Consider the following 23936-nt stretch of genomic DNA (forward strand, 5'->3'; position numbering starts at 1 on the left):
TCTAGTTGACCAATTGCGTAACCGACAGCAACGCTGTCATGACCGACACGATCAGGCCTCCGACGACCGTGCTGATGGAGATGATGGCAAGCGGCCCGACGATGCCGACAATGCGGTCGAGGCTGCGTTGCAGCTTGGCTTCGTAGAATTCAGCGACACGGCCGGCGAGCGTCGGCAACTGGCCGGTCTCCTCGCCCAGCCGCAGCATCCGCACGGCCATCGGCGGCAGGCTGTTGGCGACCGCAAGCGCGTCCGACAATTTGCCGCCATGACGCACGCGATCCGCCGCCACACTCCAGCTTTGCTCGTTCCCGGTCACTGCCATGATGTCGACGAGAATGCGCAAGGTCGACGTGAGGTTGACGCCGCTGCCGAGCAGCACGCCGAGATTCCGGCAGAACAGGCTGCTGCGATAGAACTGGAAGATGCCGCTGACCCCAGGCAGGCGCGACAATCCGCTCATGAGCGCTGCACGCGTGCCGGGCCGGTGCAACAACGCCCAGCCGCCCGCGATGGTCGCTGCGGAAATCAGCATCGCCGGGGTCGCGTTGGCCCGCAGAAACTCCGATAGCTTGATGAAGGCGCCCAGTGTCGTATCCGACTTGCTGCCGAAATCCTGCAACACCGACGAGAACTGCGGCAGCACGAACAGAATGAAGAACAGCATGACGCAAGCGGACGCGACCAGCACGAAGGCCGGGTATTGCATCGCATCGGTCAGCTTTCGCCGCATCTGCTCCGATCGCGCGCGCTCCGCGCCGAGCATTTCCAGCACCTGGTCCAGGGTGCCCGACACCTCACCCACGCGGACCAGCGCGGCGTACATTGGCGAGAACAGCGCGGGATGACCGGCGATGGCGTCGGCAAGGCTTTCGCCTGTGAGCAGCGAGGCGCGAAGCTTGGCGACCACGGGACGCAACCGCCCGACATCGGCATCGCCGGCCAGGAGCTCAAGCGCATCGTCGAGCCTTGCGCCCGCCTTCAACAACAGCGCAAGATCCCGCGTGAACGTGGTGATCTCGGCGGCGCTCGGCCGGCCGAACAGGCCGTAGGCAGTGGCGCCCGAGGGCGACCGCTTGTCTTCGATCGTCTCGATCGGAAGCAACCGCAGATATTCGATACGGCGCGCAACTTCGGCCAAGGTCGGCGCCGAGATCGTGCCGTTCACGATCTCGCCATTCTGTGTCAGCGCCCGGTAGCGGAAGTTCGGCACGGCATCACCGCAGGGTTGTGACACGGAGGATTTCGGCAGGCGATGTCAGGCCCGCACGACACTTGACGACGCCGTCGTCGAGCATCGTCGTCATGCCACCGCGGATCGCCATCTCGTCGATCTTCAGCCCGTCCATCTTGTCGCCGATCAGCTCGCTAAGCTCGCTGGTGAGCTCCAGCACCTCGAAGACGCCGAGGCGGCCGCGATAGCCGGTACCGCCGCAACGTTCGCAACCGACGGGGTCGTGGATCACGTCGCCGCAATGAAAACCGAATGCACCCAGCCGGGCGTCTTCGGCAAGATCAGCATCGGCAAGCACGCGCGGCGCCTTGCACCGCTCGCACAATTGGCGGACCAGCCGCTGCGCGATCACCGCGCGCAGGACCGAACGCAAGAGATATCCCTCGACGCCGAGATCAAGCAGACGCGGCACCGCTGCTGCGGCGGTTTCGGTATGCAGCGTGGTGAGCACCAGATGCCCGGTCAGCGCGGCATGGACCGCCACATGCGCAGTCTCGGAATCGCGGATTTCGCCGACCATGATCACGTCCGGATCCTGGCGAACGAACGAGCGCAGCGCCGCCGCAAATGTCAGGCCGATCGCCGGCTTGACCTGCGCCTGGTTGATGCCGGGAATCTCGTATTCTACCGGATCTTCGATGGTCAGGATCTTGCGGATCGGTTCATTGAGGATCGACAGCACGGTGGCGAGCGTCGTGGTCTTGCCGCTGCCGGTCGGGCCGGTGACGACAATCATGCCATGCGGCAGTTTCAGCAGACGTCTCAGCCTGGCTTCGTCGGGTGGAGAAAATCCCAGCTTTTCAACAACAAGCAGCCCCCGATCCTTGGGCAGGATGCGGATGACCGCCGATTCACCGTGCTGCATCGGCATGATAGCGACACGGATATCGATGTCGGCGCGGCCGGCCCTCAAGCGCGCGGCGCCATCCTGCGGCAGACGACGCTCAGCGATGTTGAGATTGGCCACGATTTTGATGCGTGACATCACCGCCTGTGGCAGCACGTTGGCCGGTGCGGAGACCGGCCGCAGCAGGCCATCGATGCGCATGCGCACCACGAGGCCGCTCTGAAAGGGCTCGATGTGAATATCGCTGGCGCGCAATTCAACAGCCTTTTCAAGCAGATCGTTGACGGCCCGCACCACCGGCGCGCCGCTTGCAAGATCGCGCAGGCTCTCGATGTCGTCCTCGCGGAGCTGCGCCGGCAAGGCATCGTTGGTCTCGGTCTCGTGCTGTTCCAGACGCTGGTCGAGGACCACCGCAAGGTCCTCCGAGGTTGCGACCTTGATGACGACGCCCGTACCGAGCACGATCTGCGCTGCACGCTGCGCGGATTGATCAGTCGGATCGACGACGGCGAGCACGGCTTTGCCGTCCGGCGAGCGATAGGGAAAGACAACGGTCTCCCTGAGGAAGCGAGGCGAGAACGACGATGCCAGCGGTGCCGCCGACATCATGTCCTGCAACGTCACCCGCTCGAGGCCATGAAAGCGTGCTGCCTCCTCGGCGAACTCGCCCGCCGGCAGGTCCACGAGTTCCCATAGCTTGGCTTGCCGCCGATCGACACCCAGCTGGCCTGCGGCATCATCTCGGCCATCGGCCACCGTCAAATGCTTGGCTTGACGGAGATGTTCCGCGAACTCCGAGGATAAGTCGCCGGCCATGCGTCGCTCCGGTGGCGCAAGCTTTGAGCGGGCGGCCGCGTCACGGACCGTCGAAGCCGATGCGTGCGGTTGCCAGCAGTCGCGATGTTATTGACCCGAAGTATGACAGCTGTACGAAGCCCCGCGCGAGGCCGCGGCTCAAAACGCGCTCAACTATCGATATTCACCGGCGAACGCCGATATAATCTGAAATCAACATGCGACGACAAACCGCCGATCAATCTGGCGACCAATTTATTTCTGTCATGTTCGATCGCTAAGAATTCAATCCCGGATAGGTGACACAATCGGATCGTCACAAACGATCCACAAACACCGGTAGTCGGAACGGCGAAGTCTTATGATGCGTGTCACCAAGCTTAGCCGTCATCCAGCTATCCGTCGTGGCATTGCGGTCGTCCTCCTTCTGTCATCGCTGCCCTTACTGGAGTCCTGCAATTCCGCAACTGTCGGCTCGAGCGTCGACGGCTCCCAACTCGATATCACGGACAAGATACGTTCGATCGACCTGTTGCCGCGTCAGTCTCAACCGGTAGGCACCGCGGGCGCCACGGCCGGCAGCAACCGTGCCGGCTCCCCCGCGATCTACGAAGGCGCAGCGATAACGTCCGTTTCCGACGAGCGTCCGCAACTGACCTCGAGCGGCAACGGCTTCGATTTGAATTTCGAGAACACGCCGGTCGCAACCGTTGCCAAAGTCGTGCTCGGCGACATCCTCCAGGTCGGCTACACCATCGATCCACGGGTACAGGGCACGGTGAGCCTGGTCTCGGTCAGGCCGGTGCCGAAGTCGGACATCATATTCGTGCTGGAAGATGCATTGCGGTTGAGCGGCGTGGTGCTGCTTCACGATGCCTCCGGCTATCGCCTGACCCCGCTGGGCGATGCGGTCGGTGCTGGTCGGGTTGATGCTGCCGCCGCCCATCCCGAGCCGGGTTTTGGCGTGTCGGTGGTGCCATTACAATATGTATCGGCGCAGACGCTGTTGAAACTGATGGACAGTTTCGCCACCCGCGCTGGTACCGTGCGTGCCGACACCACGCGCAACCTGCTCCTGATCCAGGGCACCGGCGCCGAGCGGCGCACCGCGGTCGACACGGCAATGAGCTTCGACGTCGACTGGATGCGTGGTCAGTCGGTCGGCATTTTCCCGATCTCGAGCGGTCCGCCGGCACCAATCATCGCCGAGCTGGAGAAGATCGTCGATTCCGGCGAGAACGGCCTCAGCCAAAACGTCGTCAAGTTCGAACCGATCGCCCGGCTGAATGCCGTCATGGTGGTGAGCAAGCGCCCGGAAATGCTGCGCACCGCGGCGACCTGGATCAAGCGGCTTGATCACGCCGACACAGCGCGCACCACCGTCCATGTCTATCACGTGAAATATGGCGAAGCGCGCCAGATCGCGCGTGTCTTGACCGACATGTTTCTCGGCGGCTCAGGCGCCTCCAGCCTGCTCGACAGTGCCGATAATCAGGTCGCGCCGGGCTCGGGCACGTCGGCGACATCGAGCGCCGACCGCCTGTCGCTCAATGCCAACAATCCTGCCACTGCCAACAGTTTCGCCGCCCGCGGCGGCACCGGGAACGGCAGCAGCACGCCTGGCCTCGGCACGCAGGGCACAAATTCCGGCGGCAACAACGGCGGTACACTCGACAGCGGCCGCGGTGCGACGTCGTCGGGCAATGGCCAGCCAATGCTGCCGGACGTCAGGATCACTCCAGACGCCACCAACAATTCGCTCCTGATTTACGCCGATCAGGCGAACTATCGGATCATCGAGTCGACCTTGCTGCAGATTGACCAGCCGCAGGTCCAAGTCGCGATCGATGCGACGATCGCCGAAGTGACGCTCAACAACACCCTTTCCTACGGTGTGCAGGCCTATATCACTGGGCAGAATCTCGGGTTGCGCCCGAACTCGGGATCGATCCTCAACACCCAGGCGGCACAGGCGCCGGCAACCACCGTCGATTCCAGTACCGGCGTAGCCTCCGTGACGGGTTCATTGACCAACGCCTTCATCAACCAGGCCTTTCCGGGCTTCAATTTCCTGGTCGGTTCGGCGACGCAGCCCAGCCTGATTCTTGATGCGCTGCATGCTGTCACCAATGTGAAGGTGCTGTCCAACCCCTCCCTGGTCGTGGTCAACAACCAGGTCGCGACCCTGCAAGTGGGCGACGTCGTGCCGGTCTCGACCGGTAGCGCCACCGTGCTGACAACAAGCAACACCGTGGTCAACACCATCGACTATCGCAACACCGGCATCATCCTGCGTGTATCACCCCGCGTCAGCGTCAATGGCACGGTCCGGCTCGACATCGAGCAGGAGATCAGCAACGTGCCGAACACGGGAACAGCCAGCACCCCAAACCTGACGCCAACCATCTCGGAACGCCGGGTCAAGAGCCAGATCTCAGTGGCGAACGGTCAGACAGTGCTGCTCGCAGGCCTGATTAGCGAGCAGCAGAACGGCGCGCGGAATGCGATTCCTGTGCTCGACCAGATTCCCGGCCTTGGCGACGCGTTCGGCCACCAGTCCAACAGCACCCAGCGGACCGAGCTGATCATTTTCATCCGGCCGCAGATCATCCGCGACGGCTCGGACGCGCATGTCGTCGCCGAAGAGCTTCGATCCAAATTGCGCGGAACCATCGCCACGACGACCACCAATGCTCCGATCACCACCAGCTACCATTGAGGCCGGCAGTGCCGCTCCACTCCGACGTGCCGTACGGCGCCGTCTGCCGGCGGCACTGGGGATAGCACTCGCTGTTGGCGCGGCCTTGCCCGCCGCTCGTGCGGACTCGCTCAGCCGCGGCGCGGCGGCGCTCGACCATGGCAACCATCTCCGTGCCGTACGCGAATTGTCGCCCCTGGCCGCGCGGGGCAATCCAAGAGCGCTCGGCCTGCTCGGCTTCATGTATGAGCACGGCTTTGGCGTCCCGCAGGCCTATGACGCTGCGTTCGATCTCTATTGCCAGGGCGCCACTCGGGGCGATCCATTCGCGCAAGCCATGCTCGGATTGATGTATGACAAAGGCCACGGCGCTCATCAGGATTTCATCCAGGCGTATAAATGGCTCGACCTGGCGGTGGCCCGGTCACAAGGGCACGCGCGGGAAATTTACACGCGACTTCGCAATGCAGTCGCCTCAAAGATGTCACGCGATGAAATCATCGTCGGCCAACGCCTCGCCTTGAGCTGGCTGCCCGGCGCTCCGGCCTATCCTTGAGGCAAGACTGCGAGTGTCTGGCCCAAGCGCAGACCTGTGTTCAATGGGCCCGCATTCTTCAGGGCAGTACGACACGGTGCCGCTTGACGCGGCCGCACAACGAGCTCCGACCGCATCGTGCGGAATCCGGGTCACGAGGCGGCGCTCGCGTGCCACCGGTGTCGAATGGCCTCCTCGACGGTCGGCACCTGCCCGCAAGGGAGGCCGGCGGCCCGCATCGCCGCTTGTGGGCCCGCCGTCCGCAGCTTCCGATCGATCAGAGATCGGTTCGCTCCTCCGCGATGTCGCGACGCTGCTCCATGTTGAAGCGTCCCGCATAGATCGGCCGCCCGCCGGTGGTCGGACCGGGATACTGCACAATCACGATCTCGCCACCGGTCGCGGTCTCGAACTTGCCTTCGAAATGCGGGTCCGGATGAAAGATCATCGTGCCCGGCGTGTAGAGCTTGTCGTCGATCCTGAATTCGCCGCTGAGGATGTACCAGACCTGTGCGAAGTCATGATTGTGAATCGGATGATGCGCCCCGGGCTCCAGCCGTAGGATACCCGCATTCGGCTCGGTCGGCCGCTCCGACCGCGGATGGAACAGCATCTTGCCGGTCTCGCCGGGCCAGCGGACGGTCTCCCATTCCACATCGTCGATGTGCTTCGCCTCATATGGCAGGTGCCTGCCGGTCCCGATTGCCGTCTGCATGGATCAGTCTCCTTGGGGCGTGCGTGCTCTTGGTTGATCGCGGTGGAGCGGCGGCGCTCGGCACGCGCGCCACCAGTCGAAATGCTCCGCCTTCTGCGGTGACTTCGCGACCACCATCAGGATGCGCGCTTCATCCTCGCTGATGTTGTCGGCGCGGTGCGGCAGCTCGGAATTGAGGAAGATACCTTCGCCCGGCGCGAGATCGAACACCTCGGCGCCAACGTGGAAACGGATGCGGCCGCTGATCACGTAGCAGTATTCCTGCCCCGGATGCTACACTATCAGGTCCATCCGGTTCTTTCGCGGAAACGAAAGGTGAAACACCTCCCGATCATCGTTCGGCATGCCGCCCGCGAACAACCGCCAGCGATAGCCGGTGCTCGGGATGCTCTGGTCCTCACCGTCGTCGCCATGGCGATGCACCGTGACATGGCTGCGTGACTGGTCCTGCGGCGCGGCGAATAGCTCGCTGACACCAATGTCGAGCGCCTAGGCAATCTGGATCAGATTCGCAACGGAGCTCGAGACCTGCCCGCGCTCGAACGCGTCAGCATCCTCGGACTTCACCGGCAAGGCCTGCACCTGCACCTCATTCCAGTGGGTCTACACAAGCTACACCAGCGGCTACGGCCTCGCGCGGGCGCTCACGGCGCAGAAGCTCGATAGATGGTTCCTGATCACGGTGAACTATTCGTTCGGCCACGCCTTCGCCGCCGATATGCGCCGTGCGGTCGAGAACGGCGGCGGCAAGATTGCCGGCGAGGTGCGCCACCGTTCAACACCGCGGACTTCAGTTCGGTGCTGCTGCAAGCGCAGGCTTCCGGCACCAAGGTAATCGCGCCCGCCAACGCCGGCCCCGACATGACCAACTCGGTGAAGCAAGCGGCCGTGTTCGGCATCACCGCGGCCAAACCTTGGTAGCTCCGACCGTATTCCTCACCGACGTCGACGCGATGGGCCTGGCTTCCGCTCAGAACCTGCAGTTAGTCACCGCGTTCTACTGGGACCGGGACGCGGAGTCGCGGGCTTGGGCCAACAAGTTCTTCGAGAAATATGGGCGGATGCCGACCATGACCCAGGCTGGCGTCTATTCCGCCGTGCGTCACTACCTGCGTGCGGTCCAGGCGGCGAATTCGGAGGATGGCCTCGCCGTTGCAGCCAAGATCCGCGAACTGCCGGTCGCGGACGCATTCGCCCACGGCACGGTTCCGCGCCGATGGTCAGTTCGTGCACGACATGTATCTGGCGCGCGTCAAGACGCCGGCGGCGTCGAGCCGGCGGTGGGACTACTTCGACATCGTCGCGACGATTCCCGCAGCGCAAGCGTTCCGCCACTCAGCGAAGGCGGTTGCGAGCTGGCCTCGCAGTGATGACGCCTGCGGACGGCGACGAGCCGCCGTCCGCCAAAATCCTCGACTCGATCGTCTCGGAACCTAGTGGGAGGAGCTGATCTGCAAGACGATGATATTTGCTGCAATGCACCGGTCAGCTGGAGCCGGTGGCCGATCGACAAGACGGGGGATCGAAGGGGCCGAGAGCCGCATTGCGGAACTCGAATACCAAGAGCATCTTAGTCCCATGGGTTCGACGTTGATATTTATGATGGTTGTCGGTGCCGTAGCGTTGACGGAAGGCAGTGCAAAGCACCTCCCGTTTGCAATCGCAGCGCTCCTCTTCAACGCGGCCCTCTTGCTCATCTTTGTTGCCGATCTCGACAGAGCGATCCTGCTGTCCGGCCTGCTGGCGATAGCGATCGCCGGAGCATCAACCGTAAAGTTCGACCACAGTGCGATCAAACTGACCATCTCCGATATTCCGTTGGCGTTTGCCGGCACCGTCCCATTTCTTGTACTGCAATATCCACGCGCGATGTTGGGTATCCTGATCGGTGGTGTGTTGTTCGTCGCTGCTTCGATCGCAGTGTTGCTCTACGCGGCAGGGCCACCGATTTCGATGGCATGTCGATTGCTCCTGTTCTGCGTCGCCCTCATAGGCTTCGCAACCGCTGCCGCTGTGACAGGCGGCAGCGCACTCTCGCGGATGGCGCTGATCCAGCGGCGCGGCTTTTACTCGACCTTTATGGCCTCACTCGTCAACCGTGTTTGCTGGCAACAGTTCAGCGGGCTTGCTCTGAGTGACATCGCCAACGAACCACTGCCGCTAAAGGAGGCGACACCTGCGCGCTCGGACGACTGTCCAGACATCATCATCATCCAGCACGAGTCGGTCTTCGACCCGCGCATCTTTGGGTTGCCCGTCGAGTCAATCGTTGAGGGACTCCTGTCCCCTGCAGATGGTCAATATGGACGTCTCAACGTGGACATCTTTGGCGGGGGCTCCTGGCAGTCCGAATTCAGCCTGCTGACCGGCCTTTCGAGCGCAAGCTTCGGATCCAGTGCCTATTACCTCTTCAAGAAAGGTGCTGGCCGATTCCACAGCAGCCTCCCCCATTCACTGGCATCGCTCGGCTATCGGACAACACTCATATCAAGCTGCCGTCGTGGCTTTCTCAATTACAATAGATTTTACAGTTCGATCGGCATTCATGAGCGGATCTTCATTGACGACCTTCCACCTCCGTTCGATGCTCGACGTTTCGAGGCGACAAATTCGGATGCAGTATTTCTGGAAGCGGTGATCGATGCCCATACGAAGCGCGTTACTGATAATCCAGCACCGCATTTTCTCTACGCGTTGACCAACTTCAATCATGGCCCGCACGATCGACAGCTTGCACCGACCGGACAATTTAAGAAGGAGCGCGCCTTTGCTACGGCCAGCCTCCCCGACGCTGGATACGTCGAGTACTACACGCGGCTTGCGGAGACCGCTTCGACCTGGAAAAAACTCAAGTACAAACTGGCAACCCAATTCCCGGGGCGTCCCATTCTGATTGTGCACTATGGGGATCACCAGCCGGTGTTGACAAAACGGATCGCCCGCCGGCTAAAGCGACGGGGAGATGCGCAACAGGCGTTCGGTACATTTTATGCGATAGAGGCTTTGAATATCTCGCCGAAGCAATTTAGCGCCGGACGCGGTGCGGACCTCGACATCGCCTTTCTAGGAACTGTTGCTTTGCAACGCGCAGGGCTTCCTCTTGACCCGGTATTTTCGACGCGCGCAAGCTTGCTTGACGATTGCAGGGAATCCTACTTTAGCTCTGCCTCCGAACGGAAACGCCGGTTCCATCGCACACTTGTGGATCTGGGCTTGATTGATCTCGTGCCGAACGTTCCGCCTGCGCGTTAACCTGCCAGGCTCTCGCACGACGTCGCACAGTTCACGAAATCGGCAAGGCCGAGAAGATCACGCCATTTTCCAGCTCCCAGCTACCGTCGATCCAGGTCGGTGGCCGAGATGCGTACGAAGAGACATGGTGGAGGGAATGGCCGCTCTCACCGCCCGCGTCACTTCGATATCGCGATTCGTCAAAGCTCCATTGCCCCTGGACCTCACCACAGGGCATCGAAGGATAGCGGCGATAGCGCGCTTCGACCGAGCGGTAAACGGCGAGCGGATCAGTTGCATGAGATCGACGCCATAGTTCGTGCGAACATTTTCATTGCATAGTCTGACAATCCACAGCCTTTTGGTTGATTGAGATTGCTACAGATTTTCTTCCTGTCAGAACGGGGGTGCCCTGCGTCTACAATTACCCGTCCTCCGAAACGTGAGGCGCTCGACTGGCCGCGATCGGGTTGATAAGCCCCACCTGCAAGGAGACTTTGAGTCGGGACATGACCGTTGCGATTGAGATGGGGCATACGACGGCAGGCGGCTCGGCCACTCTGGACCTCGAGGAACTGCTGGCAACGCGGCTGCTGGTGCAGGGCAATTCGGGGTCCGGCAAATCCCATCTGCTGCGCCGGCTGCTGGAACAGAGCGCCCCTTGGGTGCAGCAAACCATCGTTGATCCGGAAGGCGACTTCGTCACGCTGGCCGAACGTTTTGGTCACCTCGTAATCGATGCCGAGGACCACACTGAGCGGGGTCTGCAGGTCGCCGGCGAGCGAGCGCGCATCCATCGCGTCTCCACGGTGCTCAATCTCGAAGGGCTCGATGCCGAGAACCAGATGCGGCGCGCTGCCGCCTACCTGAGCGGACTTTTCGAGATTGCCCGCGATCACTGGTATCCGATGCTGGTGGTGGTGGATGAGGCCCAGCTGTTCGCGCCGGCGATCGCCGGAGAGGTGTCGGACGAGGCACGCAAATTGTCGCTCGGGGCCATGACGAATCTGATGTGCCGTGGCCGCAAACGTGGGCTCGCGGGGGTGATCGCGACCCAGCGACTGGCAAAGCTTGCCAAGAACGTCGCAGCGGAGGCGTCGAATTTCCTGATGGGCCGAACTTTCCTGGATATTGACATGGCGCGCGCGGCCGATCTCCTGGGCATGGAGCGCCGGCAGGCCGAAGCCTTCCGGGACCTCGAACGTGGTCAATTCATGGCGCTGGGCCCTGCCCTCTCCCGTCGTCCCGTGGGTCTGCGCATCGGTCCCACGGAAACCCAGCCGCGCAACGCGCCGCCGAGACTTGTTCCGCTTCCCGGAGCGGCGCTGGAGGACGCACGCGCCATTATCCTGGCGGCCCCGCCACCGGAGAATATCCGGCCCCAGCGCCGGCCGGCGCCGGATCTCCTCGGCCAACTCATGGCCGCGAAGTCGGCGGCGCTGGAAATGCGTCCTGTGGCGGTGGAGCAAGGCCTCAGCGCTGAGGAATTAGCAGAGCGGCGTGCGCGGCTAGATCGTGTCCTGTGCGCCATCCTCGCAGAACCTGACGCGGGCTTCCGCGCCATCGGCGTCCTGTATCAGGAGTTCGTGGTCCGCTGCCGAATCGAGGGCCTCGGCTCGGCCGTGCCTGACCTCGGTGACTTTCGGCGCATGCTGACACACGCCCGCGCCGGACTCGCCACCGACATGGCAGAGGATGACGCGTGGCAGGACGTCTCGGTCCGCGCCTCCATCCTGCCCGAGGACATGCAGGGTGTTTTCATGATGATCGCACGCGCAGCGAAAGACGGTCGGCCCTGCCCAAGCGATGCCGCGATTGCCCGTGCCTATGGCACGCATTCGTTTCGCCGCGCACGACGTTTGCTGACCTATATCGAGGAGCAAGGCCTCATCGTCTGCCAACTTGACGGTACCGGTCGACGAATCGTGACGCTCGTCGAGCTGGCTTGGGCGACGGCGCCGGGCGACCCAAATGCCGAGGAACTGTCGGCCGAACCAGACCAAAGCAGTGCGGCTCAATAATACGATGGTCGGGCGCGCCAGGCTGAATCTCCCCCAATCCGTCTTTGCCCGCTAGCGAAATTGCCAGCACCAATACGGGTCACCGCGATCGCGCCGCTCCGTGACGTCAACGCGAACGAAGCGGTCATGCGCCAGCGCCGCTCCAACCCACAGTTCGTTCCACGCATCGAAGACGGCCGGAGACAGTGCCTCGCGTTCCGCCATCAGGCGCCATGACGTCTGTCGGACAGTTGCGATGGCGCCTTCTGTTCGCAGTTGCGCATCGTCGCCCTGCCCGACCGCAAGCCTGGCGAACGCCGCGGCGAACCCCGCAGGCCCCGGGCCGACGCCTCCCAGCAGCGATGCGACCTCGTCAAACGTGTGCATTCCGACCAGACGCGCGGCCGCGCCGGCGAGATGGCCGCCTGCTTCGGGGCCGAGCACCACGATCGTTTCCGGAACGATCGAGGTGATATATTCCATCGCGTAGTTGCGCAGCACCTTCTGCAGCCGCGCTTCGGGCCAGGCATTGTCGGGGAGCCGCGGGACGAGATTGGCCCGGAACGGAGGACAACGCTCACCGGGCGAAAACTGCAAGCGCTCCTCGGGAGCGAGGTCGTGATCCCACTCCTTGTAATAGCCTTCGAGGCCGGGCTGTCCGTCCACGGTCTGGCCCGTGCATACGAATCCCAGTCTCGGATTGCCGAGAACGACGCCGTTGTTTGCGTGCCACCCCCACAACATCGCGCGCGACACCTCCGACGGGATGCCGCAGATCGCCGTCCCCGACCAGATCCACCGCGGCGGCGGATAGCGGACCCAGGCCTTCTTGTCGCTTTCGTAGACATACTCGACCTTCACGCCGCCGACCTGGTTCGACAGATAGTGATATTGCGCACAAGCCACCGCGTGAGGAAGCTGATCGAGCCCGAGCTTTTTCAGGCCCGGAACGAAACGCGCCAGTTGCTGCCGCCGGAACGTCTTGAACACAACGTCGGCGGCGCGGGCAGCACCGGCGCGGGACGAGATCATCAGGATCAGCCCCGTCAGGTAGGAGTGGTAGATCAGCTCGATTGCGCGATACGCCGCGACGTCGTCCTTGATGCTGCCCGATCCCTGGTTCATTTCTTCTTCTCCAAGCCGGCGACCACGAAGTCGGCAATCTGCTCCGCCAGACGCTTCTTCGCCGCCTGTGTTTCCCCCGAGCGCGGCTGGTACCAGCGCGACGTCCAGTTCAAGGCGCCGAGCAGCGGCTTCGCGGCGAGCTTCGCATCGACCGACCTGAACTCCCGGGACTCAACGCCATCCTTGATGACCCGGATATAGAGGTTCTCGTTCGCCTCGCGCAGCGCCGCGACCTCCGCGAGTTCCGCCCGTTCGCTCTCGTTGGTGCGCTCCAGCAGATGCAGTTCCAGTCCCTGCGCGATCACGCGGAGATATGCCAGGTGATCGATGACGAGGATCGTGTGCGCGACCGCCATGCCGTGCAGCCGCTCGCGCGCGGACAGCTTCGCTTCGAAGGACGGCCGGATCGCGGCTTGCGTCAGCTCCATTCCGCGGCGATGCACCGCGAAGAAGAGCTCCGACTTGCTGCGGTAGTAGTAATAGATCGCGCCTTTCGTCGAGCCGATCTCGTCGCTGACCCGGTCGAGCGACGTCGCGGCGAAGCCCTGGCGCATGAAGGCGCGCGCGGCGGCATCTAGAATATCGACCCTGCGATCGGCCAGCGGTTGGCCACCTTCGATCTTGCCCAGCTTGCTCACATAGCCCTCCTGCGTCGGCGCCGTTGACACCAGAACATACTACTCAGTAGCATGCAACATACTACTTGGTATCTAGCACGGATCGGCATCGGTGACGGACGACTATGCGGGGCTGCGTATCCTCGACGTGAGCCAGGGGTTTGCTGGGCCCTATTGCGGCGCGATCCTCGCGCACGGCGGCGCTTCCGTGATCAAGGTCGAGCCGCCGGCTGGAGGCTGGGCGCGCTCGATCGGCGGTCACACCGTCTTCAGACACGTGCCCAACAAAACAAGAAAAGACAGGTGGAAAATGAAAACAAAGATGAAAGCGAGTGCCGTGGTCGCCGGGCTTCTGGCGAGCCTGATGGCTTCCTCCGCGATGGCCCAGGTGTCCGACAACGTCGTGCGCATCGGCATCCTCAACGACATGACCGGCATCTATGCGGATGCCGGCGGCAAGGGCTCGATCCTTGCGGCCCAGCTCGCGGCCGAGGATTTCGGCGGCAAGGTCGCCGGCGCGCCGATCGAGATCATCTCGGCCGATCACGCCAACAAGCCCGATATCGCGGCCAACCTGGCCCGCCAGGAATACGACGCACAGGGCGTCGACGTCATCGCCGATGGCGGCTCGTCGGCGGCGGCGCTCGCGATGCAGAACATTTCGCGGGAGCGCAAGAAGATCATCCTGTTGTCCGGCCCTGCCACCGCTGAGATCACCGGCAAGGCTTGTTCGCCGTACAGCTTTCACTGGATGTACGACACCTATGCGCTCGCCGCGGCTCCTCCTGCGGGCGTGTTGAAGCGCGGTGGCGACACCTGGTTCTTCATCACCGCCGACTATGCGTTCGGCAAGTCGATGGAGAGCGAGGCAACGAAGCGGATCGTCGCCGACGGCGGCAAGATCATCGGCGGCGTCCGTGCGCCGCTCGACACGCCCGACTTCTCCTCGTTCCTGCTGCAGGCGCAAGGCTCCGGCGCCAAGGTGCTCGCGCTGGCGACCGCCGGAAGCGACACCAGCAACGCGATCAAGCAGGCGCAGGAATACAACGTGATCGGACCGAACACGCAGGTCGTCACCTTCCTGATGTTCATCAACGATGTCGACGCCATGGGCCTCAAGAACGGACAGGGCCTCGTCTCGTCGACGACCTACTATCATGACCTCGATGACGGCAGCCGCGCTTTCGCAAAGCGCTTCTGGGACAAGATGGGACGGCCGCCGTCGATCGTGCAGGCCGGCGTCTACAGCTCCGTGGTCCACTATCTGAAGGCGGTCGCCGCGACAGGAACGGACGATGGCGATAAGGTCGCCGCCAAGATGCGCGAGCTGCCGGTCGAGGATGCCTTCACCCATGGCGCAAGGATTCGCGCCGACGGTCGCTTGCTTCGCGATCTCTACGTGACCGAGGTGAAGAAGCCGGAGGAATCGAAGGGCCCCTGGGACTACTGGAAGATCGTCGCCACCATTCCCGGCGAGAAGGCATGGCGGCCGGCCGACGAGAGCGAGTGCCCCTTGCTGAAAACCCACTGAGCCGAGGAGCGTCGGGGCATGGCAGATCACCGCAAGCTCGTCGTCGAGAACGATGGTCCGGTCACGATCATCACCATCAACCGGCCGGAAGTTCGCAATGCCCTCGACAATGAGACGGCAACGGCGCTGACCACTGCGCTGCGTGCGTTTGACGCAGCGCCTGACCGGGCGGTCGCGGTCCTCACCGGCGCCGGGGGGCACTTCTGCGCCGGAGCCGACCTGAAGGAGCTCGCCGCGGGCCGCGAGTACCGGCCGTGGGCGGGCGACCCCGACGGTCCGTGCCACGACCTGCTGTCGAAGCCGGTCATCGCCGCGGTGGCGGGCTATGCATGCGCGGGCGGTCTCGGCGTCGCGCTGCGTTGCGACCTTCGCGTGGCGGAGGAAGGCTCGACCTTTGCCGTATTGTCGCGGCGATGGGGCGTTCCGATGAGCGACGGCACCACGGTGAGGCTGCCGCGCCTGATCGGCGCCGGACGAGCCCTCGACATGCTGCTGACCGCAAGGAAGGTGTCGGGAGCGGAAGCCGTCGCCATGGGGCTCGCCGACCGGCTGGTGCCGAACGGGCAAGCCCTGCCCGCGGCGATCGCGCTCGCGTACGAAATCGCCGCCTTTCCTCAGATCGCAATGCGCTCCGACAGGATGTCCGCCATACGCCAATGGAACCTGTCGGAGGAGCAGGCGCTCGCGCTCGAGACCAGCCTGTCGATCGAGGCGAGGCAGAAGGAAGCACGCAGCGGCGCGGCCCGCTTCGCGTCCGGCGCGGGCCGCCACGGCTCGATCGAGAAGGAATAGTCCATGCGCGCGGTGGTCGGTCACCAGTTCGGCGACATCGATGATCTGCGTCTCGAAGACGTGCCCCCTCCGTCTCTCGCGTCGGGAACTATCCGGATCTCGGTGCGCGCGGCTGGCGTAAGCTTCGCAAACCTGCTGTTCATTGCGGGCAAGCACCAGAACCGTCCATCGCTCCCCTTCATTCCCGGAACCGAGATCGCCGGCATCATCACCGAAATCGCTCCCGATGTCGCAACGCCGCTGCGCGTCGGAGACCGCGTATGCGCCGGATTGCCGTCGGGCGGATTTGCCGAGGAAGCAATCGTCGACGCCGACAACGTCTTCGCAATTCCCGACGCGCTGAGCTTTGCCGGCGCGACGCTGTTTCCGACCATCTACGCGACCGCTTATGCCGGCCTCACCTGGCGCGCCAACCTCAAGGCCGGCGAAACCCTGCTCGTCCACGGCGCGGCCGGAGCGAGCGGACTGGCCGCAGTCGAGATCGGGCGCGCGCTGGGGGCTCGGGTAATCGCGACGGCCGGCGGAGACCACAAGCTCGATGCCGCCAGGCGTTTCGGTGCGGACCACGCGATCGACTACAAGCGCCAGGATTTTCGCGAGGCTGTTCTCGAGATCACGAACGGACGCGGCGCAGACGTCGTGTTCGATCCCGTGGGCGGCGACGTCTTCGACAATTCCCTGCGCTGCATCGCCCCGCTCGGCCGCATGTTGCCGATCGGCTTTGCTTCCGGCCGCATTCCCCAAGTTCCGGCCAACATCGTGCTGGTCAAGAACTTGACCGTGATCGGCCTTTACTGGGGGTTCTACATGGCGTGGGGCAAGTCCAGGGCTGATACAGCCCTGCGCGCTCAGGTCAGGACCTTGTTCCACGAGCTGTTTGCGCTCTATTTGGCTGGAAAGCTTGGCGCCCCGGTCGATCAGACGCTTCCTCTTGCGCAATTCGCTGACGGCCTTCGACGCGTCGAGCAGAGGCAAGTGATCGGCAAGATCGTTCTTGCGCCCGGAGAACCGGCATGACCGACAAGCCGTCGGACCACTTTCGACGCGCCATATTGCGACCTGTGCATGCTCGATTTCGGACAGGGCATCGCCGCTCCTGTTGCCGTGCGGTCGCGATCTCGCGACACGAGGCGTCCGAGCTTTTGCCGTTCGCTTCGCGCTCTCCTTGAGCAGAGGGCGCAGGGAAAGCCGGGTGCCGATCGCACCCATGGGTCCCGCGTAGTAAAAAAACGCGGGAGGTAGGACCACAGGTGAAACCGGAGCAATCCCGGCTTTCCCTGCGCGATGGTTTTATGGCTTATACGTGCTCTCCCCGGCGAGACTGGGCTTTGTTGTCACCGTCCTTGCAAAAGCGCTTCGCGCTTTGCAAGGAGACACCTGCCACTAGGTGTGAGCTTTCAGGAGGTTGTCCATCTGGTCTGAACCGAGGAAGCTGAGGCTGCGACGCTTCAGGGTTCCCCGGAGAGACCAGATGAACATCCACAAGAATGCGCCTTTGACGCCAAAAGGTCGAGCGGCGATGGCGCGGAGCGTGATCGAGAGCGGCCTGACGAAGGCCGCCGCCGCGCGCCAATTCAATGTTACGGCGAAGACAGTCGCCAAATGGGTCAAGCGCTTCCGCGCAGAAGGCGTCGATGGTTTGCAGGATCGGTCCTCACGGCCGCATTCCTTGCCAAGCCAAACCCCGGCCGCCACATGCGCCGCTGTCGAGACGTTCCGCCGGCAGCGCCACACCGGCAAGCAGATCGCGCGCGAGGTCGGGGTCTCAGCAGCAACCGTCAGCCGGATCCTGCGCCGGCTCGGTTTGAACCGGCTGGCTGCGCTGGAGCCGGCTGAGCCGATCCGGCGCTATGAGCGCCAGCATCCTGGTGAGCTGATCCACATCGACATCAAAAAGCTCGGCAAGTTCAATCGGATCGGCCATCGGATCACCGGCGATCGACGTGGGGCGAGCAACCTGCGTTCTCGCCGTCAAGGACCAGGTTGGGAATACGTCCATGTTTGCATCGACGATGCGTCGCGGATCGCCTTCAGCCAGGTCATGAAGAACGCGCGAAAGGGCTGTGCCGTCGCCTTCCTCAAGGCGGCGGTGGCCTACTACGTGAGCCTGGGCGTGAAGGTCGAGCGCGTCATGACCGACAACGGCGCGTGCTACAAATCCGCCGCCTTCCGAAAGGCATGTCAGCGCCTCGGCCTCAAGCACATCCGCACCAAGCCCTATACGCCCAAAACCAATGGCAAGGCCGAACGCTTCATTCAGACCAGCCTGCGAGAATGGGCCTACGCGCAGGCCTACAACACCTCAACAGAAAGAGCCGCGGAGCTGCCACGATGGCTTCACCGCTACAACTGGCATCGTCCTCATGGCAGTATCGGCTCAAAGCCGCCGATCAGCAGGCTCGGATTAACCGGGAACAACCTCTTGAGGCTCCACAACTAGGGCGTCAGGCCTACACGACTTCACCGTCCGCAATCTGCCACGCTCGTCAGCCGTGACAGCGGCGTCCACCGCATCTCGACCCAGCACTCGTGACGATCGCGAAGCGCCCCTCAGGCGGGTGAGACGGGTTATTCATACACTGAGTTGCGCTTCCGGAAAACAGAAATATTTTTGCACAACGGGCTTGCGCCGTCGGGCAACTCAGTGATTGGCAGGCTCACCGCGCCTTGTAGAAGACGTCGACCACAGTAAGGGTCAACGCAGCCTTACGGGTCTCGACGAAGCCAATTGCACAGGCGGTTTCGACACGGACAAAGTTGCGCGCCGGCGTTACCGACAGGAATTCGGCCTGCAGGACTAGCGGTGCATCCGTCTCGACGGGATGCTTGAAACGGACCTGACGATATTCTGCGACCAGGCATTTCTCGAAATGCGCAACGCTGTAGGCCTCTTGCAGGAGCCGCGGTAGCCGCACCAACAACAGATTGCCGGGCACGATCGTGCGACCAGCCGGCAGTTCCACCTTGGCTCGCTCGACGTCAGAGTGAATCCACTGGCGATCGCCGCTGAGCGCAATGAAGCGATCGACGTCGGACTGAGTCACCGCGAATGTTTCACTCTGCAGTCCGACGCCGACGAACGCGGCAAGGTCGGCTGGGCGATCGACACGAACCGGCATGGGCCTACTCCAGACGAAGCAGCACAGCGGAGCCAAGTCCGCCCGCGGCGGCGATCGCCGCCAGGCCGGTTGCGCCCGTACTCATCGCCTGCAACTCGTGCCACACGCGCACCGCCACGATCGCCCCCGATGCGCCGATCGGGTGCCCTCGTGCCAGCGCGCCGCCACCAGGATTGACCCGCTTGGGATCGAGGTTAAGGGCGCGGATGCACGCCATTGCCTGAACGGCAAAGGCTTCCATGATTTCGGCGACCGAAAGTGACGATATTGATTGCCCCGCATGACGCAAGGCCGCACGCGCCGCCTCGATCGGCGCCAACCCTGGACGTTCGGGATCGCCGCCCGTCCGCCCGGCACCGACGACACAGATCACGCGGGCCGAGGGATGCATGGATGCCAACGCGCGTTCCGACACCAGCAGCACCGCAGCGGCGGCATCGGCTTCGACCGCGACGGTTGCGGCAGTCACACCATGGGTCGCACTTCCTGCAAGAACGGGAAGTCGCGCGCAAAGACCGGCAGTCAGACGGCGGGCAAAAGGATCTCCCGTATGCTCCGCGACGGGCACGAATTCCTGCACCGGGACGCCGGGTGCCAGAGCCTTGCGGTGGCTCTCGATGGCGAACGCCTCCTGGTCGCCGCGGGTGATGTTCCACTCCGCAGCGAGCATCGCGGCCGCCGGAATCATGTCCGGATCACGCTCCGGCCACGGCGCGAAAGGCGGTCTGTCATAAGGCTGCGCGACCTCACCTGGAACGAACGGGCGCCGAGCACGGATTGGACTCCGGCTGAAGCTTTCGACGCCGCCCGCGACGATGGCATCGGCTTCTCCGGCCTTGATGCGTGCCGCGCCCAGCAGGATCGCATCAAGGCCTGCGCAACATTGGGTGTCGATCGTGGTCGCCGGCACCTCTGCGGGCAGCCCGGCTTTCAGCGCAGCGACGCGCGCCGGGTTGCCGCCGCCATACAGCGCGTTGCCCAAGATCACCTCGTCGACATCGGACGGTGAAAATCTGGCGTCGTCGAGCACCGCCCGAATGGAAGCTTCAGCCAAATCAACGGCCTCCACCCTGGCAAATGCGCCGCCGCGCGGCACGACTCCCGTGCGACGCGCGGCAGCGATGAAAGCCGCGCTCATGACAGTCTCCGCGCCATCGTACCTGCGCTCCAGACCCGGCGCAGCCGGTCGAAGTCGGTTTTTCCCGAACGCGTCAGAGGCCATTCCGGCACGTCCGCATAGACGCGCGGCACCTTGTAGAGCGGCAACACGGCACGCAAGTAAGCGATGAGCTCCGACGCGGCGACGATCGCATCCGCGCGCGTCTTTACGAGCGCGATCAATCTCTCGCCGCGGCTGGCGTCAGGCGCGCCGAGCACGGCAGCGGCCGCCACCGCAGGGTGACGCTCGAGCACCCGCTCGATTTCCTCGGGATAGATGTTCTTTCCGGACGTCACGATCTTCCGGCTGGCCCGGCCGACCAAATGCAGGAACCCCTCGGGATCGAGGTAGCCGATGTCGCCGACCGACACGGCATCGCCGTGACGAAGCAGATCGGATGATTCACCGCAAGCGTAATTCATGAACAGAAACGGGCTCTCGACGAACACATAGCCGGTCTTGCCTACTCGCAGCGATCGGCCGGTCCGGTCCCGGATCGTCACCACGGCGCCTGAGAAGGCGCGGCCAACCGACGTTTCGGGACTGCCCTCATCTGCCTTCGCCACCGTCATGAAGCTGGTCTCCGAAGCGCCGTAGAATTCAGCGATACGGGCATTGGGGAACACGCGCTGCAATGGCTCGCGCTGTTCCGCCGGCAGCTTGGCCCCGGACGACAAGACCCAGCGCATCGAGACGAGCGCAGCGTTGCCCGCGGCCTTGACGATCATCTGGAACTGCGTCGGCACGGCATAGAGCACCGTAGCCTGCTCGCCTTCGATCAGGCGCACGACGGTGTCGGGCCGGAATTTTCGGCAGAGAATGACGCAGGCACCGACGTTAAGCCCATGGACGAGCGCATAAAGGAAAAGCGAGTGGGTGAGCGTTCCGGGTGCGAGAATCACGTCCTCTGCGCCGATTCCGAACTCCTTTCCGTCATGACGAAAGCTCTCGGTCCATGATCGATGATGACGGCGGTAGCCTTTGGGGAGGCCGGTCGATCCGGAGGTAAAGCCCACATAGAACGGCCTCAGGCCATCCGGCTCGGCGACCGGGATTGCCTCCAACGTCCCCCCTAGGATCGTCGCGAGCTGTGTGAAGGACGACAGGGCATCGGTAAGAATGATCGCTCTGTCTCCGGCGAACCGAACATCGAAGCTGATGAGCAGCGCGGGCGACAACTGCACCAGGATCGCGCGTGTCATCTCGGCCGGCCAATCAGGATCCAGCACCTGTGCCTCGCGCCCCGCGCGCGCGACGGCAAGAAACAGAAGGGCAAGTGCGGGACCGGTCGGCAGATGCAGCGCGACGCCACCGCCCTCCGGAGTCGCGGCGGCAATGAAGCCGGCCAATCGATTGATCTCTTGGTCGAGACGGCGCCAGGATATCCGCTGCTCCTCGAACACCAGCGCATCGCGGTCCGGCGTCCGCGCGGCATGATACGAGAGCGGCTCCGTGATGCTCACGTGCGATGTCCGAGAGCGGCCGGATAGGCCTGTTCAGCGGCCTTGGTCAGGAACGCCGCAGCGAGCACCTTTACAAAGTCACCCGGCAAGAACACTGAGGTGGCCAGCATCGCCTGCAATGCTCCCATATGCGCCACGATCATGAGACCGACGACACCGCAGGCATAGACGACGACGATTCCGCCGGTCATCGCGGCTGCGAATGCTGCAGCAAACACTGGCCTTTTGGTGAGGCGCTGCATAACGACACCGGTAATGAAAGCGCCGGGGATCCAGCCCAGCAGGAAGCCTGTGGAAGGAGCGAAGAACACGCCGAGCCCGCCTCGGCCACCCGCCAGAAGCGGAGCACCAAGCGCCACGACGAGGAGCAGCAGCACCACGGCTAGCGCGCCCTGGCGCGGACCGAGCACGATCCCGGCAAGCATCACACCGAGCGTCTGCGCGGTGATCGGCACGCCGCCAGCCAGGGGGAGATGAAACGTCGGCAGCAGGCCGAGCACCGCGATCATGGCGGCGAGCAGCGAGATTCGAGCAATGGCGCGAGAATCCATCAACGTGGTCCTTTGGGTTGGCGATCTGCGCGGCCATAGCCGCGCGCATCAAGGGCGTCGGCGACGTGGTCCGCAAGTCGCAGTGTTTCGATTAGGAACAGGACAACAATGCGAAGCGGAACACGTCGTTGTGACCGCGACCGCCACGCCTCTTCGCGTGCGTGCCAGTTGGCCAGCAGCACCGGAATGAAACGCAGCACCAGCGCGACCGACAGCGCGATCCTTCGCGAGTTGACGCCCAGTGGACGAAGCAACCGAAACAGCGACTCGACGGCATCCATCAACGCCGACATCGTGGTCGTCATTGTGACCAGATCGGCGACAAGCACCATGACGAGGAGTCGCAGCACCACGCTCGCCCCCTCGTCCCACTCGCTGGACAAGCCCTGCAAACCACCGACGATCATGAGCAGCGGAACGATCGGCTTCAGCAGGCCGAGCCGCCGCACGGCATCGCGGCCGAGCGCAGCATAGACGCCGACCACGAACGCAAGGCAGAGCGCGAGCAGCCGCCAGTCCTGCATCGGCAACAGCGCCATGCTCGTGCCCGCGACCGCGCAGAGCTTGAGACCCGCCGGAAGCCGATGCAGCCACGTCACGCGGGAAAGATACCCGCCCATCATGCCGCGCCGCTCTCCGGCATCAACGCGCCCCGCGCGGCGGCATGCGCTCGGTAATCTGGAAGCACCTGCGAAGGCGTGCCGTCAGCCCTCACCTGGCCCTTCTCCAGCCAGATCACACGGTCGAAGTCACGCAGCAGATCGAGGTCATGACTCGCCATGACGATCTGCTGCGGCAACCGCGCAAGCCTTGCCGACAGCGACAGCCGCGTCGGCAGGTCGAGGCTGGAAAATGGTTCGTCGAGCAGCAATATCTTCGGTTCAGTCGCGAGGATCGCCAGGATGCAGACGAGTTGCTTCTGTCCCTCCGACAGGTCGTGGATCGCGCGATCGATCCAGCCGGCGCAGCCATGATCGGCCAGTAGATCGCTCGCCGCCTGCCTGGCCTGGGCCGCCGTCTGACCACTCTCGATCAGGCCGAAGGCGACTTCTTCGCCGACGGTCGGGAAGATGATCTGATGGTCCGGATTCTGGAACACGAATCCGACATCGACATGCAGTTCCCTGCCCGCCTGCGTCGTGCGATGTCCGTTGACGATCACCTCGCCGCGTTGGGGCGACAGCAGGCCGTTGGCGAGGCGCAGCAACGAGCTCTTGCCGGATCCGTTGTCGCCGACAAGACCAATTCGCCGCTCACGCAGGTCGAGCGACAGGCCGTCAAAAATCCGGTTACCTCCTCGGCCGAGGGAAACTTGATCGAACACGACTCCGACAGACGGTGCCGCACGGCAAGGCTCGGCCCCATTGCCCTGCTGCACGCCACCGGGGCTGCGCTTTGACCGCAAAATATCGAGCAATCCCATATGTTTCCGGCCGTTCTCAAAGCCCGCGTCGCAGGACAGGAAGCCCGCTACCAGCCACCAGTAGCCCGTGCGTGCCGAAAACTCCACCCGGCCGAATGAGT

The 23936-nt window shown here is 63.5% G+C and carries 20 protein-coding genes and 1 pseudogene; 9 read left to right on the top strand and 12 right to left on the bottom strand.

The window, feature by feature from the left end:
- Position 1: 1 nt before the first annotated feature.
- Positions 2–1213, bottom strand: coding sequence for a type II secretion system F family protein (locus MTX23_RS21970; protein WP_280978146.1), 1212 nt, complete (start codon positions 1211–1213; stop codon positions 2–4).
- Between the two features lie 4 nt (positions 1214–1217).
- Positions 1218–2897: a GspE/PulE family protein gene (locus MTX23_RS21975; RefSeq protein ID WP_280972276.1), complete on the bottom strand. Its 1680-nt coding sequence runs from the start codon at positions 2895–2897 to the stop codon at positions 1218–1220.
- 343 nt (positions 2898–3240) lie between these two features.
- Between MTX23_RS21975 and gspD the strand changes: the two genes are divergently transcribed.
- A complete protein-coding gene (gspD, locus tag MTX23_RS21980; protein WP_280972277.1) occupies positions 3241–5595 on the top strand; it encodes a type II secretion system secretin GspD in 2355 nt (784 codons plus the stop codon).
- Between the two features lie 85 nt (positions 5596–5680).
- Positions 5681–6130 (top strand): tetratricopeptide repeat protein, encoded by a 450-nt coding sequence (locus MTX23_RS21985; protein WP_348637501.1) that lies wholly within the window; start codon positions 5681–5683, stop codon positions 6128–6130.
- A 256-nt stretch (positions 6131–6386) separates the two neighbouring features.
- Here the strand turns inward: MTX23_RS21985 and MTX23_RS21990 are convergent, their stop codons facing one another.
- Both MTX23_RS21990 and MTX23_RS21995 read right to left on the bottom strand, forming a co-directional pair.
- Positions 6387–6824 (bottom strand): cupin domain-containing protein, encoded by a 438-nt coding sequence (locus MTX23_RS21990; protein WP_280972279.1) that lies wholly within the window; start codon positions 6822–6824, stop codon positions 6387–6389.
- Positions 6825–6827: 3 nt separating this feature from the next.
- Positions 6828–7073, bottom strand: a complete 246-nt coding sequence (locus tag MTX23_RS21995; RefSeq protein WP_280972280.1) for a cupin domain-containing protein — start codon at positions 7071–7073, stop codon at positions 6828–6830.
- Positions 7074–7326: 253 nt separating this feature from the next.
- On the opposite strand from MTX23_RS21995, the pseudogene MTX23_RS36410 reads away from it, so the two are divergent.
- From MTX23_RS36410 to MTX23_RS22015, 3 genes and pseudogenes are all read left to right on the top strand, one after another.
- Positions 7327–8194: pseudogene (locus MTX23_RS36410) on the top strand (ABC transporter substrate-binding protein).
- A 208-nt stretch (positions 8195–8402) separates the two neighbouring features.
- Positions 8403–10076, top strand: a complete 1674-nt coding sequence (locus MTX23_RS22010; protein ID WP_280972283.1) for a sulfatase-like hydrolase/transferase — start codon at positions 8403–8405, stop codon at positions 10074–10076.
- A 488-nt stretch (positions 10077–10564) separates the two neighbouring features.
- Positions 10565–12076 carry an ATP-binding protein gene (locus MTX23_RS22015; protein ID WP_280972284.1) on the top strand — a complete coding sequence of 504 codons (1512 nt, stop codon included), beginning with the start codon at positions 10565–10567 and terminating at the stop codon, positions 12074–12076.
- Between the two features lie 51 nt (positions 12077–12127).
- On the opposite strand, the gene MTX23_RS22020 is transcribed toward MTX23_RS22015, so the two are convergent.
- Both MTX23_RS22020 and MTX23_RS22025 read right to left on the bottom strand, forming a co-directional pair.
- Positions 12128–13180: a hypothetical protein gene (locus tag MTX23_RS22020; RefSeq protein ID WP_280972285.1), complete on the bottom strand. Its 1053-nt coding sequence runs from the start codon at positions 13178–13180 to the stop codon at positions 12128–12130.
- On the bottom strand, positions 13177–13818 hold the full coding sequence (locus tag MTX23_RS22025; RefSeq protein ID WP_280972286.1) for a TetR/AcrR family transcriptional regulator: 642 nt from the start codon (positions 13816–13818) through the stop codon (positions 13177–13179). The genes MTX23_RS22020 and MTX23_RS22025 overlap by 4 nt, the downstream gene beginning before the upstream one ends.
- Positions 13819–13909: 91 nt before the next feature.
- Here MTX23_RS22025 and MTX23_RS22030 point away from each other — a divergent pair, with 91 nt between their 5' ends.
- The 4 genes from MTX23_RS22030 to MTX23_RS22045 all read left to right on the top strand — a co-directional run bounded on the left by MTX23_RS22030 (position 13910) and on the right by MTX23_RS22045 (position 18560).
- Positions 13910–15328, top strand: coding sequence for an ABC transporter substrate-binding protein (locus MTX23_RS22030; RefSeq protein WP_280972287.1), 1419 nt, complete (start codon positions 13910–13912; stop codon positions 15326–15328).
- An 18-nt stretch (positions 15329–15346) separates the two neighbouring features.
- Positions 15347–16120 carry a crotonase/enoyl-CoA hydratase family protein gene (locus MTX23_RS22035; RefSeq protein ID WP_280972288.1) on the top strand — a complete coding sequence of 258 codons (774 nt, stop codon included), beginning with the start codon at positions 15347–15349 and terminating at the stop codon, positions 16118–16120.
- Positions 16121–16123: 3 nt separating this feature from the next.
- Complete coding sequence (locus tag MTX23_RS22040) at positions 16124–17137, top strand: NADPH:quinone oxidoreductase family protein (RefSeq protein WP_280972289.1); 1014 nt, start codon at positions 16124–16126, stop codon at positions 17135–17137.
- A 454-nt stretch (positions 17138–17591) separates the two neighbouring features.
- Positions 17592–18560, top strand: coding sequence for an IS481 family transposase (locus MTX23_RS22045; RefSeq protein ID WP_280972290.1), 969 nt, complete (start codon positions 17592–17594; stop codon positions 18558–18560).
- A 217-nt stretch (positions 18561–18777) separates the two neighbouring features.
- Here MTX23_RS22045 and MTX23_RS22050 read toward each other — a convergent pair whose 3' ends face one another.
- Genes MTX23_RS22050 through MTX23_RS22075 form a run of 6 tightly spaced genes read right to left on the bottom strand, consistent with a single transcriptional unit; the run spans position 18778 to position 23736 of the window.
- Positions 18778–19239 carry a MaoC/PaaZ C-terminal domain-containing protein gene (locus tag MTX23_RS22050; RefSeq protein ID WP_280972291.1) on the bottom strand — a complete coding sequence of 154 codons (462 nt, stop codon included), beginning with the start codon at positions 19237–19239 and terminating at the stop codon, positions 18778–18780.
- 4 nt (positions 19240–19243) lie between these two features.
- Entirely contained in the window at positions 19244–20377 is a 1134-nt protein-coding gene (locus MTX23_RS22055) for a thiolase family protein (RefSeq protein ID WP_280972292.1), read from the bottom strand.
- Positions 20374–21861 carry an AMP-binding protein gene (locus MTX23_RS22060; protein WP_280972293.1) on the bottom strand — a complete coding sequence of 496 codons (1488 nt, stop codon included), beginning with the start codon at positions 21859–21861 and terminating at the stop codon, positions 20374–20376. Before MTX23_RS22060 ends, MTX23_RS22055 begins: the two co-directional genes overlap by 4 nt.
- A complete protein-coding gene (locus MTX23_RS22065; RefSeq protein ID WP_280990693.1) occupies positions 21858–22412 on the bottom strand; it encodes a biotin transporter BioY in 555 nt (184 codons plus the stop codon). The genes MTX23_RS22060 and MTX23_RS22065 overlap by 4 nt, the downstream gene beginning before the upstream one ends.
- Complete coding sequence (locus MTX23_RS22070; protein WP_280972295.1) at positions 22412–23035, bottom strand: energy-coupling factor transporter transmembrane protein EcfT; 624 nt, start codon at positions 23033–23035, stop codon at positions 22412–22414. The genes MTX23_RS22065 and MTX23_RS22070 overlap by 1 nt, the downstream gene beginning before the upstream one ends.
- The gene (locus MTX23_RS22075) at positions 23032–23736 is read right to left on the bottom strand and encodes an ABC transporter ATP-binding protein (RefSeq protein ID WP_280972296.1); all 705 of its coding nucleotides are present in this window, start codon (positions 23734–23736) and stop codon (positions 23032–23034) included. Before MTX23_RS22075 ends, MTX23_RS22070 begins: the two co-directional genes overlap by 4 nt.
- Between the last annotated feature and the right edge of the window lie 200 nt (positions 23737–23936).

The sequence above is a fragment of the Bradyrhizobium sp. ISRA436 genome (genome assembly GCF_029910015.1).
Classification (GTDB): domain Bacteria; phylum Pseudomonadota; class Alphaproteobacteria; order Rhizobiales; family Xanthobacteraceae; genus Bradyrhizobium.